Consider the following 14,578-nt stretch of genomic DNA (forward strand, 5'->3'; position numbering starts at 1 on the left):
CGCGATCAGTCGTGCAGGGCCTTACTTGATCTTCGTGCCCGCCGAGCGCAGGTTCTGCGTGGCCTCGACGACGCGGGCGGCCATGGAGGCCTCCGCGAGCTTGCCCCAGGTGCGCGGGTCGTAGGTCTTCTTGGAGCCGACCTCGCCGTCGACCTTCAGGACGCCGTCGTAGTTGCGGAACATGTGGTCGGCGACCGGACGCGTGAAGGCGTACTGCGTGTCGGTGTCGATGTTCATCTTGACCACGCCGTTCTCCAGCGCGGTGCGGATCTCCTCCTCCGTGGAGCCGGAGCCGCCGTGGAAGACGAAGTCGAAGGGCTGGGCGCCGGCCGGCTTGCCGAACTTGGCGGCCACGCCGTCGTTCAGCTCCTTCAGCAGGTCGGGGCGCAGGACGACGTTGCCCGGCTTGTACACGCCGTGGACGTTGCCGAAGGAGGCGGCCAGCAGGTAGCGGCCCTTCTCCCCGAGCCCGAGCGCCTCGGCGGTCCGGATGGCGTCGTCGACCGTGGTGTAGAGGGAGTCGTTGATCTCGTGCGAGACGCCGTCCTCCTCGCCACCGGTGGGGGTGATCTCGACCTCGAGGATGATCTTGGCGGCGCGGGCGCGCTCCAGGAGCTCCTGGGCGATGGAGAGGTTGTCGGCGAGGGTCTCCGCCGAGCCGTCCCACATGTGGGACTGGAACAGCGGGTTGCCGCCGGCCTTGACCCGCTCCTCGGACACGGCCAGCAGCGGGCGTACGTACCCGTCGAGCTTGTCCTTGGGGCAGTGGTCGGTGTGCAGCGCGACGGTGACCGGGTACTTCTCGGCGACGATGTGCGCGAACTCGGCGAGGGCCACGGAACCCGTGACCATCTCCTTGCTGTACTGGCCGCCCAGGAACTCGGCACCACCGGTCGAGATCTGGATGATGCCGTCGCTCTCGGCCTCCGCGAAGCCGCGCAGCGCAGCGTGCAGGGTCTGGGTCGAGGTCACGTTGATGGCCGGGTAGGCGAACTTGCCTGCCTTCGCCCGGTCGAGCATCTCGTTGTAGACCTCGGGGGTTGCGATCGGCATGTGTCCGCTCCTTGTATCTGCGGGTTGGCGTACGGCGTACTTACGGCCCTGACCTAGACCTTGTGTGGGGGTTCGACGTCATCGTCGGCCCCATCTTTCCAGACTCGCCCGGATGCTTCGCCCGAGCCGTCTCAGCCTGTGGATAACTCAGGCGAGACCCAGCTCGTCCTTGCCGAACGCGAACAGGTACGGGACGCCCGCGCCCTGTTCGATCTTCTCGGCGGCGCCGGTAGCGCGGTCCACGATCGTCGCGACCGCAACCACCTCCGCGCCCGCCTCGCGCACCGCCGCGACCGCCTCGAGCGGGGAGCCGCCGGTGGTGGAGGTGTCCTCGACGACCACGACCCGGCGGCCCGCGATGTCGGGGCCCTCCACCCGGCGCTGCATGCCGTGCGCCTTCGCCGCCTTGCGCACGACGAAGGCGTCCAGGCGCCGCCCGCGCGCGGCGGCCGCGTGCAGCATGGCGCCGGCGACCGGGTCGGCGCCCATGGTCAGGCCGCCGACCGCGTCGAACTCCAGTTCCGCGGTCAGGTCCAGGAGCACCTGTCCGACCAGCGGGGCCGCCTCGCCGTCCAGGGTGATGCGGCGCAGGTCGACGTAGTAGTCGGCCTCCAGGCCGGACGACAGGGTCACCTTGCCGTGCACCACGGCCTTGTCGAGAATCTGCTGCTTCAGGGCGGCACGCGCGTCAGTCATGCCTGCCAGCTTAGAGGCGCCGCCAGGTCCAGGTCGTGGAGGCCTCCAGCGGCTCCAGGGGCGTGACCAGGCGCGGCAGGGTGTTCAGGCCGTTGGGCGGCCCGGTCTGCGGCTCCACGCAGACGGCGGCCTCCTGCTCGTCGTAGACCACGACCCATTCCTCGCGGCTGGCGACCTTCAGCTCCAGCTGTCCGGGCCAGGTGAGGGTGACGTCCACGCCCTCGGGCATGCCGAAGCAGTCGTCCCAGGGGCCGGGCTTCGGGTCGACGCGGTTGCCGGTGGGCAGGTGGTCGTCGCCGCGCTCCTCCTGCCAGGCGGCGGTGAAGTCGAGCCGGGCGGGCTCGCCGCCGTCGAGGGTGCGGTTGAACCAGGGGTGCCAGCCGATCTGGGCCGGGAAGGAGGAGTCGTACGTCTCGACGGAGATCGTGAGCGTGAGGGCGTCCGGGGTGAGCGCCGCGATCTGGGTGACACGGCCGGGCCACGGCCAGGGCTCGACGAGGTCGTACGTCATCACCGCCTCGTCGGTGCCGCTGCGGGCGACGGTCCAGGCGCCGTCGCGGGCGGTGCCGTGGATGGCGTGCGGTGGGGAGTTGAGCGGCATCTGGTGGGTGGTGGCGCCGTCGCGGAAGCGGCCGTCCCGGATGCGGCCGCACCAGGGGACCATCGGGAAGCAGCCGAAACGCTCGCCCTGCCGGAGCAGTTCGACGCCTCCGACCCGAAGTCCCCCGACGCGTCCGCCGTTCGACGGCTGCAAGGTCACTTCCGCATCGCCCGCGGTCAGCGTGATCTCTTCATGGCTCACGGGACGACAGTACTCAACGCCGTTTCCTCAGCACGCGGGTGACCACGATCGCCGACGCGAGCACCGCGGCCGCGGCGGGGGCCGCCCAGCGCAGGGTCGCACCGGCGGCGACGGTCTGGGGCACCGGGACGGGGGCGTAACGGCCGCGCGGGGGCGCGTGGTCGACCTCCTCCGCGCTGCGGCCGATCATCGTACGGCGGGCGTGGGCGGCCTCGGCCGGGGGGTTGAGGGGTTCGGTGAAGTCCTCGACGGGGGTCGGGGCAGGGGTCGGGGTCGGGGGCTCTTCGAGCGGCTCCGAGGCTTCGTCGAGCGGCTCCGGGGCTTCCGGGTCGGGCGTCGGCGGGTCCTGGGAGGCCGCGGCCTCCGACTGCTCCGAGCCTTCCGGCTCCTCCGCCCTGTCAGGCCCTCCCCGCTCCTCCGCCCGCTTCCGCTGCTCCGGCTCCTCCGTCCGCTCCTGCTCTTCAGCGTGCTCTGCGTGCTCCTCTTCCCCGTGCTCCGCGCGCCCCCGCTCGCCCGTGGGCTCCACGCGCTCCTGCTCGTCCCCGTGCTCCGCGCGCCTCGGCTCGGCCGGCTCACGCGTGCCCTTCTCCGCCTCGCCCAACCCCTCCGCGAAACGGTTCAGCAGGCGTACGACAGCGGAGCCCACCGCGTCCTGCGGGAGTTCCGTGATGCGGCCGTCCGCCGTGGCCGTCGCCTCGAAGGCCAGGGTCGTGCCGTCGTCGGTGTCACGCAGGCGCAGGGTGAGGGAGAGGTGGACCGAGCCGGTGCCGCGGGCCTCGGTGGCCTCGCCCTCGGCGGTGTAGGAACCGTCGTCGCGGCGGACGAGGCGGACCGCTCCGCGGTAGGTGACGGAGTGGCTGCCGACTCGCACCTTCAGGCGCCCGGCGACGGGCTCCGCGCCGGCGTCCTGCTGAAGCCCGGGAACCGCCCGGGCCACCGTGGCGGGGTCCCCGAGGGCCTCCCTCAGCCGCTCGGCCGGAACCGGAACGAACACCTCATGCTCCATGCTCGCGAGCCTACCTACGGGGGACCCCCGCGGCACTCCCGTTGGTCGAAAGCGACCGCGGGTCGGGCCGGAACGCCGGGGGACCGTCCGCTCAGTACCGCGGATGCACCAACGTGGAAGCGGGCAGCCCACCGATCCTCGTCGCGGCCGCCGCCCTCCCGGCCTCCCGCAGGGCCCCCGGCGTCAGGCGCGCACCCCGCGCCCCGGGGCCCAGGGCCAGCGGGGGGCGGATGTGCGGGGACGCCAGCACGAAGCCCCAGTCGTCCGGGCTCCTCGACGCGCGGGCCGTGCGGTCGGGGCCCGACGGGACGTCCGAGGCGCGGCCGGCGAGGCGGTAGGGCGTGGTGTGCAGGCCGGCCGCGCGCATCGTGGCCTCCACGGTCCAGAAGACCCGGGGGCGGGCGGCGAGCGGCCCGGCGTGCACGACGAGACGGCCGTCGGGGGCGAGGACACGGCGGACCAGGCCGTAGAACTCCTGGGAGTACAGCTTGGTGCTCGCGGTGATGCCGGGATCGGGCAGATCGGCGACGACCACGTCGTACGACGGCGCCGGGAGCCCGGTGCGCAGCCGGCGGAAGGCGTCCGCGACGATCACGTGCACGCGCGCGTCGCCGTACACATGGCCGTTGAGGCGGGAGAGCGCCGGGTCGTTGCGGGCCAGGTCCACCACGGTGGGGTCGAGTTCGACGATGTCGACGCGTTGGACGCCGGGGTAGCGGAGCACCTCGCGGGCGGCGAGGCCGTCGCCGCCGCCGAGGACGAGCACGCGCGCGTGGGGGCCCTTCATCGCGGGGTGGACCAGGGCCTCGTGGTAGCGGTCCTCGTCACGGCCGCTGACCCTGAGCCGGCCGTCGAGGAAGAGGTCGAGGGGGCGGCCGCCGGTGCCGCCGGTGAGGACGACCTCCTGGACGCCGCTCTGGACGGCGACCCGGACGTCCTTGCCGTAGACCGCCTCCCGCGCGGCCCGTTCGAAGTCGTCGACGAGGACGGCGGCGGTGGCGAGGACGCCGAGCACGGCGAGGTTGGCGCCCAGCAGCAGCCAGCGGGCCCTGCGGGTCAGATCGCGCCGGAACAGGCCGAGGACCAGGGTGCCGCCCGCGACCGCGTTGACCGCGCCAGTGAGCAGGGCGCCGGTCAACTGGCCCAGCTGGGGCAGCAGGAGGAAGGGGAAGGCGAGGCCTCCGACCAGGGCGCCGACGTAGTCCGCCGCGAACAGGTCGGCGACGGCGCCGCCCGCGTCCTGGCGGCGAATGCGCTGGATGAGCTCCATCAGCAGGGGGACTTCGGCGCCGATGAGCAGGCCGATGGCGAGCGAGAAGGCGACCAGGAGCCAGCGCGGCCCGCTCGCCCAGGGCCCGCCCCAGTCGCCGGTCCAGGCGAAGACGGCGTACAGGGCCATCGCGCTGCACCCGCCGACCAGGGCGAGGAGTGCCTCCAGGGCACCGAAGGCGGCCGCCGCGAGCCCGCGCAGCCGCTTGGCGGCGAGTGAGCCGATGCCCATCGCGAAGACCATGACGGAGAGCACCACGGACGCCTGGGTGACGGAGTCGCCGATCAAGTACGAGGCCAGGGCGACCAGTTCGAGCTCGTACACCAGTCCGCAGGCCGCGCAGACGAAGACGCACGCGAGGACGAGGAACCGCCCGGTCCCCTGCCGGACCGGCAGCCGCGCGGGCCCGGCCCAGGGCGGCGGAGCGCCGGGCGGGGCGGGGGCGTGCGGCTCGATCACGGTGCGACGTTACGTTACGGCTCGGGCACGCTTCGTCACCCACACGTGTGGAAACAGGAGTCAATCGGGAAACAGGTGTTTGCCACCCCGCCGCGTCACACCGCCGCGCCGGGACTCCCCGACCGGCTCACCGCGAGGTCGCGACCGGTCCACTCCGAGGCTGGGACAGGCTCTCCCCGACGCAGGGACCGCTCACCCCGAGGCCGGGACAGGCTCACCCCGACGCCGTGACCGGAACCCGCGCCCCCACCCGGGTCCTGGTGGCCACCAACTGCCCGTCCTGCGGGTACGCGTGCCAGGTCCGCCAGTGCACCTGGCCCTCGTGACGCTGGGCCAGCATCGCCGTGAACGCGTGCGGGCTGCCCGGAAAGACACCGGCAAGTCCGTTCGGATGGTCGGACACCAGCGCCAGCAACTCCTGTGCGCGGCCGGCGAACTGACCGGGCGACAACCGCTCGACGCGGGCCGCGAACTCGTACTCCCAGTCGCCCACCCGCTTGGCCACGCCCAGCGGCAGCGGTGTGCTGCTGCCGGCGATGCAGGCCACGGTCTCCGAACAGGTGCCCCGCGCCTCCTCGAGGAGCACTTGGTGGGAGGCACCGAGGAGTCTCAACTGAAGCTTCGCCCCGGCAAGTTCGAGGTCGAGCGTGGCGAGGGCGGGCAGCGGCTCACGCCCCAGGGCCCAGGCGAGGTCGGCCGCGCGCGTGTCGGTGTACGAGGTGTTCAGGGTCGTGAGCATGGATCGGCTCCGCTAGCACGCAAAGAAAGGGTGGTGTGGGGTTCCGGCACACCCGGGCGACTGTGGGGGGATCGACCCGGTCAGCCCAGTCGGCAGGTCAGGACGTGTCCGCAGGACGTCCGAGGGGCTGTGTTGGTGATTGAGAGGGAATCATGAACAGTGGCGCCGACACAGCGTTTTTACCCAACTTCGTGGGGTTTCCATCCCTCCGTGGGCTCCACAGCTCAACTGTTCAACCGCGGCGCACACCGCGGCGGCCGGAGCGTGCGCCGGAGCACCGCCGCGCCGGAGTGAAAGTGCGACAAGCGGGGGGCGTGGGTCCCGACCCAGGTCCGGACCCACGCCCCCCGCGCTCCCCCCCGTCCACGGATGCGGTTCCCCCTGACGGAGCTCAGCTGCCCCGTGTCAGCTGCCTCCCCCGCATCCGCCCCCGCCGCCGCAGGACGACCCGCCACCACAGGACGACCCACCGCCGCAGGAGTGCCCACCACCACAGGAGTGCCCACCGTGGTGGCCGCCACCCCCGTCATGTCCGCCGTGGTGGCTCCCGCCCCCGTGGTGTCCGCCGTGGTGGCTGCCGCCCCCGGAGTCGCCACCGGAGCTCCCGGAGTCCGACCCGCCTCCGCCGCCGACCCACCAGCTCTGGCTGCCCGCGGCGCCGCCGCCACCGGCGGCTCGGACCCGCCGCCGCGTCGAGCCGTTCCTGAACACGACGGCCGCGACACCCACAAGGAACACGACCACGAAGACCAACAGGATGATGCCGATGACCATGGCTCACCCTCCTTCCGATACCCCCCGAAGCGACCCCCCGTGGGCGCCTCGCCGGTTGCGTGAGCTGGAGATGCCCCTCCGTCTCACGGACCAAAGCAGAGTTGAGGAACTCCAGAGCTTGGGCGCAGGATGACCGGCATGACCTCCAGCGCGCGCCCCCTGCTCAACCGCCGTCTCGCCGAGTTCGGGACGACGATCTTCGCCGAGATGTCCGCCCTGGCGCTCAGCACCGGGTCGATCAACCTGGGCCAGGGATTCCCCGACACGGACGGCCCCGAGGAGGTCCGGGAGGCCGCCGTGCGGGCGCTGCGCGACGGACGCGGCAACCAGTACCCGCCGGGTCCCGGCGTCCCGGAGCTGCGCACGGCGGTCGCCGCGCACCAGGAGCGCCGTTACGGCCTGTCCTGGGACCCCGACACCGAGGTCCTGGTCACCGCCGGCGCCACGGAGGCCATCGCGGCCGCCCTGCTCGCCCTGGTCGAGCCCGGCGACGAGGTCGTCGCCCTGGAGCCGTATTACGACTCGTACGCGGCCTGCATCGCGATGGCGGGCGGCACCCGGGTCCCGGTCACCCTGCGGCCGGACTTCGAGGGGGGTGCCCGCTTCCGCCTCGACCTCGACGAGCTGCGCGCCGCCGTCACCGACAGGACCCGCCTGCTGCTGATCAACACCCCGCACAACCCCACCGGCACGGTCCTCACCCGTGAGGAGCTGACGGCTGTCGCCGAGCTGGCCGTGGAGCGGGATCTGCTGGTCGTCACGGACGAGGTCTACGAGCACCTGGTCTTCGACGAGGCCGAACACCTGCCCCTCGCGACCTTCCCGGGGATGCGGGAGCGCACGGTGACGATCGGCTCGGCCGGCAAGACCTTCTCCTTCACCGGCTGGAAGGTCGGCTGGATCACGGCGGCGCCCGGCCTGGTCTCGGCGGTCCGTTCGGCGAAGCAGTTCCTGACGTACGTCTCCTCGGGCCCGTTCCAGTACGCGGTCGCCGAGGCCCTGGCCCTGCCGGAGAGCTACTTCACCGCCTTCCGCGAGGACATGCGGGCCAAGCGCGACCTGCTGGCCACGGGCCTGAAGGACGCCGGCTTCGAGGTCTTCCGCACGGCGGGCACCTACTTCATCACCACCGACATCCGCCCCCTGGGCGAGACCGACGGCTTCACCTTCTGCCGCGCCCTGCCCGAACGCGCGGGCGTCGTCGCCATCCCGAACGCCGTCTTCTACGACCACCGGGAGGCGGGGGCGCCCTTCGTACGGTTCGCGTTCTGCAAGCAGGCAGGCGTACTGGAGGAGGCCGCACGCCGCCTCAAGACACTGGGCTCATAGGGCCTGGGCGTCGGGTTATTCAGTGTCCTTCGGGTGTCGCGGGGAGGCGTACACCAGGATCACAGTCGAGGTGTCCGGGCTGACCAGGCAGCGGACCCGGCCGCCACTGGTGATCTCGTACTCCCACTGCTCCAGCTCAGAGCCCTTCCACTCCCTGGTGGCGTGCCTGCCGCGGAGCTGGTGCTGACGGTTCCAGTGGGCGCGCGACAGCGGGTCTGTGCGAAGAGCTTCCAGGCAGCGATGCGCGTTCGGCAACGCCACCCGGCACAGCTCCTCCCAACCGGTCGCGGCCTCCGTCGTCCCGTAGATGACGTTCCAACCACTCAGCGGCGGGACACTGACACGATCGCCTTTCTTCGGGCTCACCCGTGCACCTCGACCGGGCCGAGGTCGACGTCACCCAGCGGGCGAAGCGCTTCCCTGAGCTGGTCAGGGTCAGCGTTGATGCGGGCGGTGGCCCGCCACGAGATGATCGCCCGGTGCACAGCCTCCCTGGCGCCCAGTTCAGCGGCGTCGGACAGCGCTTCCAGAAGCTCGACAGTGAATTCCCGCACTTCCTCAGCGTCCAGGTGGCGAACCCACGGGAACACCTCGGGCAGCGCGAGCAGAAGCGACTTGGCGCCGTCGTCCTGCTTCAACAGCGCAAGGAAGAGCCGCGATGCCGTGGTCAGGTTCTCCTCGGCGCGCTCCGCGTATATGGCCGTGGTCAACACCATGTCCGGCGCGTCTCGGTGCGTGACACGCAGGCACCCGAGAGCGGCGGCCCTCGCGGCGACCGCCTTCGGGTTCCGGGACAGATCGGTGAACGAGACGGACTCCGATTCGGCTACCGGGTGCACGATGCTCATACTCAGACTGTACTCCGACTACGTTCTGATTTCCATGGCGGGCCGGCAACCGGCCGGGAAGAAACGGGTAGGCGAAAGCGGAGTGGCATGGATCACGGCGGCGCCCGGCCTGGTCTCGGCGGTCCGTTCGGCGAAGCAGTTCCTGACGTACGTCTCCTCGGCCAGCCACCAGGTGAGGGTCGACTGAGGGATCTCCAGGCAGGAGGCGGTCTCCGCGGGCGTCAGCAGCACGGCAGTCGCGGCAGTGGGTGCCCCGTCGGAGCGGAACCCTCGATCGCAGCCGTCACCGTTCCGCATGGCCAGGGTCGCCGAATGTGCTGGGGATGCGGTGAGCTCGATCGCCGGTGTGATCAGCGGAGTCTTCGAGCCGGTGGCTGAGGATGCCGATCGGGCGGGTCAGGAGACCGGTCCGGGAGTCCGGTGGTGAGGTGGTCGGCGATCCGGGCGGGAAGGAGCCCCGACCAGGCAGACACCGCGCCCGCGATGCTCGCTTATGACCGACTTCTTCTGCAATGTGCTGATGTGACCCATGCCAGCACGCTCGCACCGTCCAGTGTCACCCGACCCGGCATCCGCGGCCGCGTCACGCATCCGCTGGTGGCGGCGCTCGGGCTGTTCGCCGTCGCGCGGATCGCCGGGCTCGCCGTGCTCGCCGCGACCGCCTGGGCTGCCGGTCACGGGCCGCTCACGCTGCTCGGGCGGTCCTGGGACTCCCGGTGGTACCTGGGGATCGCCGCGCACGGCTACGTCCGCACCCTGCACATCCGGCCCGGCACCGTCTTCAGCGACCTGGCGTTCTTCCCGCTCTACCCGGCCCTGGTCCGGACGGTGACCGCGCTGACCCCGCTCAGCGGGGGCGCGGCGGGCCTCGTGGTGTCGTGGGCCGCCGCCGCGGTGGCCGCCGCCGGCATCCACGCTCTCGCCCTGCGCCTGCACGGACGGGCCGTGGCCACCGCCCTGGTGCTGCTGTGGGGCCTGCTGCCGCACTCGGTCGTGCTGTCCCTGGCGTACACCGAACCGGTCCTGACGGCCTTCGCCGCCTGGTCGCTGTACGCCGTGCTGACCGGGCGCTGGGTGTGGGCGGGCGCACTGGCCGCGCTCGCCGGGCTGGCCCGGCCCAACGGGGTCGCGGCCGCCGCGGCGGTCCTCGCGACGGCGTCGTACGAGATCGTGCGGTGTGTTCGAGCGCGGCGAAAAGTTACCCACAGGCTGTGGACGGGTGCCGCGCTCGCCCCGCTGGGCTGGCTCGGGTACGTGCTGTGGGTCGGTCACCGCGAGGGCGATCTGCTCGGCGGCTACTTCGCGGTGCAGCGCCGCTGGGGCTCCCGTTTCGACCTGGGCGCCGGGTCCCTGCGTTTCGTACGGCACCTGGCGCTGGACAGCGACCGGATGGTCTTCCCGGTGGCTCTGCTGCTGGTCGCCGCCGCCGTACTCCTGTTCGCCCTGCTGCTGGCCGACCGCGCCCCGCTGCCGCTGCTGGTCTACAGCGGGGTCCTGCTGCTGGTCGCGCTCGGCGGGTCGGGGTTCTTCGCGTCCAAGCCGCGGTTCCTGCTGCCCGCGTTCCCGCTGCTGCTGCCGCTCGCGCGGGCGCTGGTGCGGACGGCGAGAGCCCGGCCCTGGCACGCGGCCGTGGTGACCGCTGCCCTGGCCGGGCTCTCGTTCGGCTACGGCGCGTACCTGGTCGTGCTCGCCGGTACGCCCCTGTAGCGAAACATCGGGAACGTCCGGAAAACCCGGAACGTCCCGGGGAACGACTACTCGTCGTCCTCGGGCTTCTCCGCGTCGTTGACCTCCTCCTCGAGGCCGAGCTGCTCGACGAGCCACTTGTCGAACTCGATGGCGGCGCGCACCCAGCTGACCGTGGAGGACACGAAGTGCTCCAGGGCGACGCCGGTGCCGATCAGCATCTGCGCCTCACCGATCAGGCGGACGGTGCCGTCGTCGTGGGTGTGGCTGTAGACCTTGGGCCACAGGGTGCGGCGGTTCCAGTCGTCGATCGACTCCAGCAGCTGCGGCTTCTCGTCGATCTGGTGGGGCCGGTCGTAGAACGTCCGCACCGAGAAGACCTGCTGGTCGGCCTCGCCGCGGAACATGAAATACGTACGGAACTGCTCCCACGGCGCCGCGAGGTCACCCTCGTCGTCGACGACATACTTCAGCTCCATCTGGTCGAGGAGCTGCTTCACGAGATCCTGATCCGGGACGACGGGGCCCGCCGGTCCTTGGGGCTGCGGCTCGGGCTGGCCCCCGAAGTTCGGAATCGAGGACGGGTCGATGGTCACCGTGAATTTCCCTTCGTACGGATTCCGCCATCCTCCCCCATCCGGGGAGGGGGGTGGCAAGCCCAGACGGGCCCTGTCCTCCCAGGGCTGACATGATCCGGACAGCTCCGGTAGAACGGGGTCCGACCATTGGGGGAACGCATGACACGGACAGAGACCGAAACCATCCTGGAACAGGACGTACCGGGCAGGACCAGATGGGGGGTCTTCCTGGCGATTCTGGCCGTGCCGACGCTGGTGGTGGCGGCCCTGCTCGCGCTGCTGATCGCCTGGCTCTTCACGGACGACTCGGTCGACACGGGCGTCCGGAAGGTCTCGTGCGCCGAGGCGTTCGCCTACGGCGGGGCGAAGCCCCCGACCGGGGTGCGCGACCTCACGTGCTCGTTGGAGGCCGGGCAGGGCTCCCGGTACGAGGCCCGCTTCCTGATGCGGAACGCCGAGGTGAGCGCCTGGGTGGCGGCGAACTACCCGGACGGACCCGCACTGCGCAATGTTCAGTGCGGGGGCACCGACGTCTACGCGTGCATGAGCCGGGGCCCGGCCGCGGGGCAGAGCGGCTCCGTGCAGATGGAGATCGCCCACGACAGCGACAAGTGGTCCGAGGTGCGGTACAAGGCGTTCACCTCGTGAGATGCGGCGGGGGCCCCGCAGGGAAGCCCCCGCCGCATCTGTCGGATCAGAGCGTCTTGCCCGTCGCCGGCCCCACGATCAGACCGTCCCCGAACGCGTCCACGCGGACCGTGTCGCCGTCCTTGACCTCGCCGGAGAGGATCTCCTTCGCGAGGCGGTCGCCGATCGCCGTCTGGACGAGCCGGCGCAGCGGCCGGGCGCCGTAGGCCGGGTCCATGCCCTCGACGGCGAGCCAGTCCAGGGCCGCGTCGGTGACCTCCAGCGTGAGCCGGCGCTCGGCAAGGCGCTTGGCGAGCCGGTCGATCTGGAGGCGGGCGATCCGGCCGAGCTCGTCCTTGCTGAGGGCCGAGAAGACGACCAGGTCGTCCAGCCGGTTGAGGAACTCCGGCTTGAAGGAGGCCCGTACGACCTCCAGGACCTGCTCCTTCTTCTCCTCCTCGCTGGTGATCGGGTCGACGAGGAACTGGCTGCCCAGGTTGGACGTCAGCACCAGGATCGCGTTGCGGAAGTCGACCGTACGGCCCTGTCCGTCCGTCAGCCGCCCGTCGTCCAGCACCTGGAGGAGCACGTCGAAGACCTCGGGGTGCGCCTTCTCCACCTCGTCGAGGAGCACGACGCTGTACGGCCGCCTGCGCACCGCTTCGGTGAGCTGACCGCCCTCCTCGTAGCCGACGTAGCCGGGAGGCGCGCCGACCAGCCGGGCCACGCTGTGCTTCTCGCCGTACTCCGACATGTCGATGCGGACCATCGCCCGCTCGTCGTCGAAGAGGAAGTCGGCGAGGGCCTTGGCGAGTTCGGTCTTGCCGACGCCCGTCGGGCCGAGGAAGAGAAAGGAGCCGGTGGGACGGTCCGGGTCGGCGATCCCGGCCCGGGTGCGCCGTACGGCGTCCGCGACGGCCTGCACGGCCTCGGTCTGGCCGATGAGCCGCTTGCCCAACTCCTCCTCCATGCGCAGGAGTTTCTGGGTCTCGCCCTCCAGGAGACGGCCCGCCGGGATGCCGGTCCACGCGGCGACCGTGTCGGCGATGTCGTCGGAGCCGACCTCCTCCTTGACCATGGTGTCCTTGGCAGCCTCCTCCTCGGCCTCCGAGGCGGCCTCCAAGTCCCGCTCCAGGGTGGGGATCTCGCCGTAGAGCAGCTTGCTGGCGGTGTCGAAGTCGCCGTCGCGCTGGGCGCGTTCGGCCTGACCGCGCAACTCGTCCAGCTTCTCCTTGAGTTCACCGACCCGGTTGAGGGACTGCTTCTCCTTCTCCCAGCGGGCGGTCAGGCCCCGCAGCTCCTCCTCCTTGTCGGCGAGGTCGCGGCGCAGCCGTTCCAGGCGCTCCCGGGAGGCCGGGTCGGTCTCCTTCTCGAGCGCCAGCTCCTCCATCTTCAACCGGTCGACCCCGCGCTGGAGTTCGTCGATCTCCACGGGCGAGGAGTCGATCTCCATCCGCAGCCGGGAGGCGGCCTCGTCGACGAGGTCGATGGCCTTGTCGGGCAGGAACCGGGAGGTGATGTACCGGTCGGAGAGGGTGGCGGCGGCGACCAGCGCGCTGTCGGCGATCTGGACCTTGTGGTGGGCCTCGTAGCGGCCCTTGAGCCCGCGCAGGATGGCGATGGTGTCCTCGACGGTCGGCTCGGCGACCAGCACCTGCTGGAAGCGCCGCTCCAGGGCGGGGTCCTTCTCGATCCGCTCCCGGTACTCGTCGAGCGTGGTGGCGCCGACCATACGCAGCTCACCGCGGGCGAGCATCGGCTTGAGCATGTTGCCGGCGTCCATCGAGGAGTCGCCGCCGGCGCCCGCGCCCACGACGGTGTGCAGCTCGTCGATGAAGGTGATGATCTGCCCGTCGGAGTCCTTGATCTCCGCGAGCACGGTCTTCAGCCGCTCCTCGAACTCGCCCCGGTACTTGGCACCGGCGACCATGGCCCCGAGGTCGAGGGCGACGAGCCGCTTGTCCTTGAGCGACTCGGGCACGTCCCCCTTGACGATCCGCTGGGCGAGCCCCTCGACGACGGCGGTCTTGCCGACGCCCGGTTCACCGATGAGGACGGGGTTGTTCTTGGTACGGCGGGACAGCACCTGGACGACCCGGCGGATCTCCTGGTCACGTCCGATGACGGGGTCGAGCTTGCCGTCCCGGGCGGCAGCGGTGAAGTCGGTTCCGAACTTCTCCAGGGCCTTGTACTGGCCCTCGGGATCGGCGGTGGTCACGCGGCGCCCTCCCCGGGCTTTCTGGAAGGCGTCGACCAGCTTCTGCGGGGTGGCGCCCTGCTGGGTCAGCACCTCCGCGGCCGGTCCGCCCTTGGCGGCGATACCGATGAGCAGGTGCTCGGTGGACAGGAACTCGTCTCCGAGGTCCTTGGCACGGGCCTGCGCGTCGGCGATGACGGAGAGCAGGTCGCGGTTGGGCTGCGGGGGCGCGACGGTGGACCCGGTCACGCTGGGCAGCGCGGCCAGGGCCTTCTCGGCGCCCGCCCGCACAGCGGCCTGGTCGGCGTCGACGGCGGCCAGCAGGTCGGTGATGTTCTCGTTGTCCTGCCCCTGGAGCAGAGCGAGGAGCAGGTGGGCGGGGGTGAGGTCCGGGTGCCCCTCGGTCACGGCCCGGTTGCTGGCCGCGTTGATCGCGTCCCGGCTCCGGTTGGTCAGCTCGGCATCCACGTGTCCGTACTCCTCCTCGGTGTCAGCTCCTGCGACTCCTGCACTG

General features: G+C 71.5%; 13 protein-coding genes. 3 read left to right on the forward strand and 10 right to left on the reverse strand.

Going from position 1 to position 14,578, the window contains the following annotated elements:
* Nucleotides 1-21 precede the first annotated feature (21 nt).
* The 6 genes from fbaA to IF54_RS0118030 form a co-directional block, all read right to left on the reverse strand.
* Nucleotides 22-1,053, reverse strand: a complete 1,032-nt coding sequence (gene fbaA, locus IF54_RS0118005; RefSeq protein ID WP_030319767.1) for a class II fructose-bisphosphate aldolase — start codon at nt 1,051-1,053, stop codon at nt 22-24.
* A 147-nt stretch (nt 1,054-1,200) separates the two neighbouring features.
* Entirely contained in the window at nt 1,201-1,749 is a 549-nt protein-coding gene (gene pyrE / locus IF54_RS0118010) for an orotate phosphoribosyltransferase (protein WP_030319769.1), read from the reverse strand.
* Nucleotides 1,750-1,759: 10 nt separating this feature from the next.
* On the reverse strand, nt 1,760-2,551 hold the full coding sequence (locus tag IF54_RS0118015) for an aldose epimerase (protein WP_030319771.1): 792 nt from the start codon (nt 2,549-2,551) through the stop codon (nt 1,760-1,762).
* A 13-nt stretch (nt 2,552-2,564) separates the two neighbouring features.
* On the reverse strand, nt 2,565-3,557 hold the full coding sequence (locus IF54_RS0118020; RefSeq protein WP_030319773.1) for an SRPBCC domain-containing protein: 993 nt from the start codon (nt 3,555-3,557) through the stop codon (nt 2,565-2,567).
* A gap of 91 nt (nt 3,558-3,648) precedes the next feature.
* On the reverse strand, nt 3,649-5,286 hold the full coding sequence (locus IF54_RS0118025; protein WP_030319775.1) for a polyamine aminopropyltransferase: 1,638 nt from the start codon (nt 5,284-5,286) through the stop codon (nt 3,649-3,651).
* A 214-nt stretch (nt 5,287-5,500) separates the two neighbouring features.
* Nucleotides 5,501-6,025, reverse strand: coding sequence for a DUF2617 family protein (locus IF54_RS0118030; protein WP_030319777.1), 525 nt, complete (start codon nt 6,023-6,025; stop codon nt 5,501-5,503).
* A 903-nt stretch (nt 6,026-6,928) separates the two neighbouring features.
* On the opposite strand from IF54_RS0118030, the gene IF54_RS0118035 reads away from it, so the two are divergent.
* Nucleotides 6,929-8,128: a pyridoxal phosphate-dependent aminotransferase gene (locus tag IF54_RS0118035; RefSeq protein WP_030319779.1), complete on the forward strand. Its 1,200-nt coding sequence runs from the start codon at nt 6,929-6,931 to the stop codon at nt 8,126-8,128.
* A 15-nt stretch (nt 8,129-8,143) separates the two neighbouring features.
* Here IF54_RS0118035 and IF54_RS0118040 read toward each other — a convergent pair whose 3' ends face one another.
* Complete coding sequence (locus tag IF54_RS0118040) at nt 8,144-8,494, reverse strand: hypothetical protein (RefSeq protein WP_030319782.1); 351 nt, start codon at nt 8,492-8,494, stop codon at nt 8,144-8,146.
* The gene (locus IF54_RS0118045) at nt 8,491-8,976 is read right to left on the reverse strand and encodes a hypothetical protein (protein WP_030319784.1); all 486 of its coding nucleotides are present in this window, start codon (nt 8,974-8,976) and stop codon (nt 8,491-8,493) included. The genes IF54_RS0118040 and IF54_RS0118045 overlap by 4 nt, the downstream gene beginning before the upstream one ends.
* Before the next feature lie 522 nt (nt 8,977-9,498).
* Between IF54_RS0118045 and IF54_RS0118055 the strand changes: the two genes are divergently transcribed.
* Nucleotides 9,499-10,683, forward strand: a complete 1,185-nt coding sequence (locus IF54_RS0118055) for a mannosyltransferase family protein (RefSeq protein WP_234439001.1) — start codon at nt 9,499-9,501, stop codon at nt 10,681-10,683.
* Between the two features lie 47 nt (nt 10,684-10,730).
* Here IF54_RS0118055 and IF54_RS0118060 read toward each other — a convergent pair whose 3' ends face one another.
* A complete protein-coding gene (locus IF54_RS0118060; RefSeq protein WP_020134426.1) occupies nt 10,731-11,258 on the reverse strand; it encodes a YbjN domain-containing protein in 528 nt (175 codons plus the stop codon).
* Between the two features lie 141 nt (nt 11,259-11,399).
* On the opposite strand from IF54_RS0118060, the gene IF54_RS0118065 reads away from it, so the two are divergent.
* Entirely contained in the window at nt 11,400-11,888 is a 489-nt protein-coding gene (locus tag IF54_RS0118065; RefSeq protein ID WP_030319793.1) for a hypothetical protein, read from the forward strand.
* 46 nt (nt 11,889-11,934) lie between these two features.
* Here IF54_RS0118065 and clpB read toward each other — a convergent pair whose 3' ends face one another.
* Nucleotides 11,935-14,532: an ATP-dependent chaperone ClpB gene (gene clpB, locus IF54_RS0118070; protein ID WP_030319796.1), complete on the reverse strand. Its 2,598-nt coding sequence runs from the start codon at nt 14,530-14,532 to the stop codon at nt 11,935-11,937.
* Between the last annotated feature and the right edge of the window lie 46 nt (nt 14,533-14,578).

The sequence above is a fragment of the Streptomyces sp. NRRL B-3229 genome, from assembly GCF_000719505.1.
Classification (GTDB): domain Bacteria; phylum Actinomycetota; class Actinomycetes; order Streptomycetales; family Streptomycetaceae; genus Streptomyces; species Streptomyces griseorubiginosus.

Bases quoted from the DNA above. Each gene is read 5' to 3' on its own strand.
- IF54_RS0118035 (WP_030319779.1), top strand. From the start codon at position 6,929: ATGACCGGCATGACCTCCAGCGCGCGCCCCCTGCTCAACCGCCGTCTC.
- IF54_RS0118065 (WP_030319793.1), top strand. From the start codon at position 11,400: ATGACACGGACAGAGACCGAAACCATCCTGGAACAGGACGTACCGGGC.
- IF54_RS0118045 (WP_030319784.1), bottom strand. From the start codon at position 8,976: ATGAGCATCGTGCACCCGGTAGCCGAATCGGAGTCCGTCTCGTTCACC.
- pyrE (WP_030319769.1), bottom strand. From the start codon at position 1,749: ATGACTGACGCGCGTGCCGCCCTGAAGCAGCAGATTCTCGACAAGGCC.
- fbaA (WP_030319767.1), bottom strand. From the start codon at position 1,053: ATGCCGATCGCAACCCCCGAGGTCTACAACGAGATGCTCGACCGGGCG.
- IF54_RS0118020 (WP_030319773.1), bottom strand. From the start codon at position 3,557: ATGGAGCATGAGGTGTTCGTTCCGGTTCCGGCCGAGCGGCTGAGGGAG.
- IF54_RS0118030 (WP_030319777.1), bottom strand. From the start codon at position 6,025: ATGCTCACGACCCTGAACACCTCGTACACCGACACGCGCGCGGCCGAC.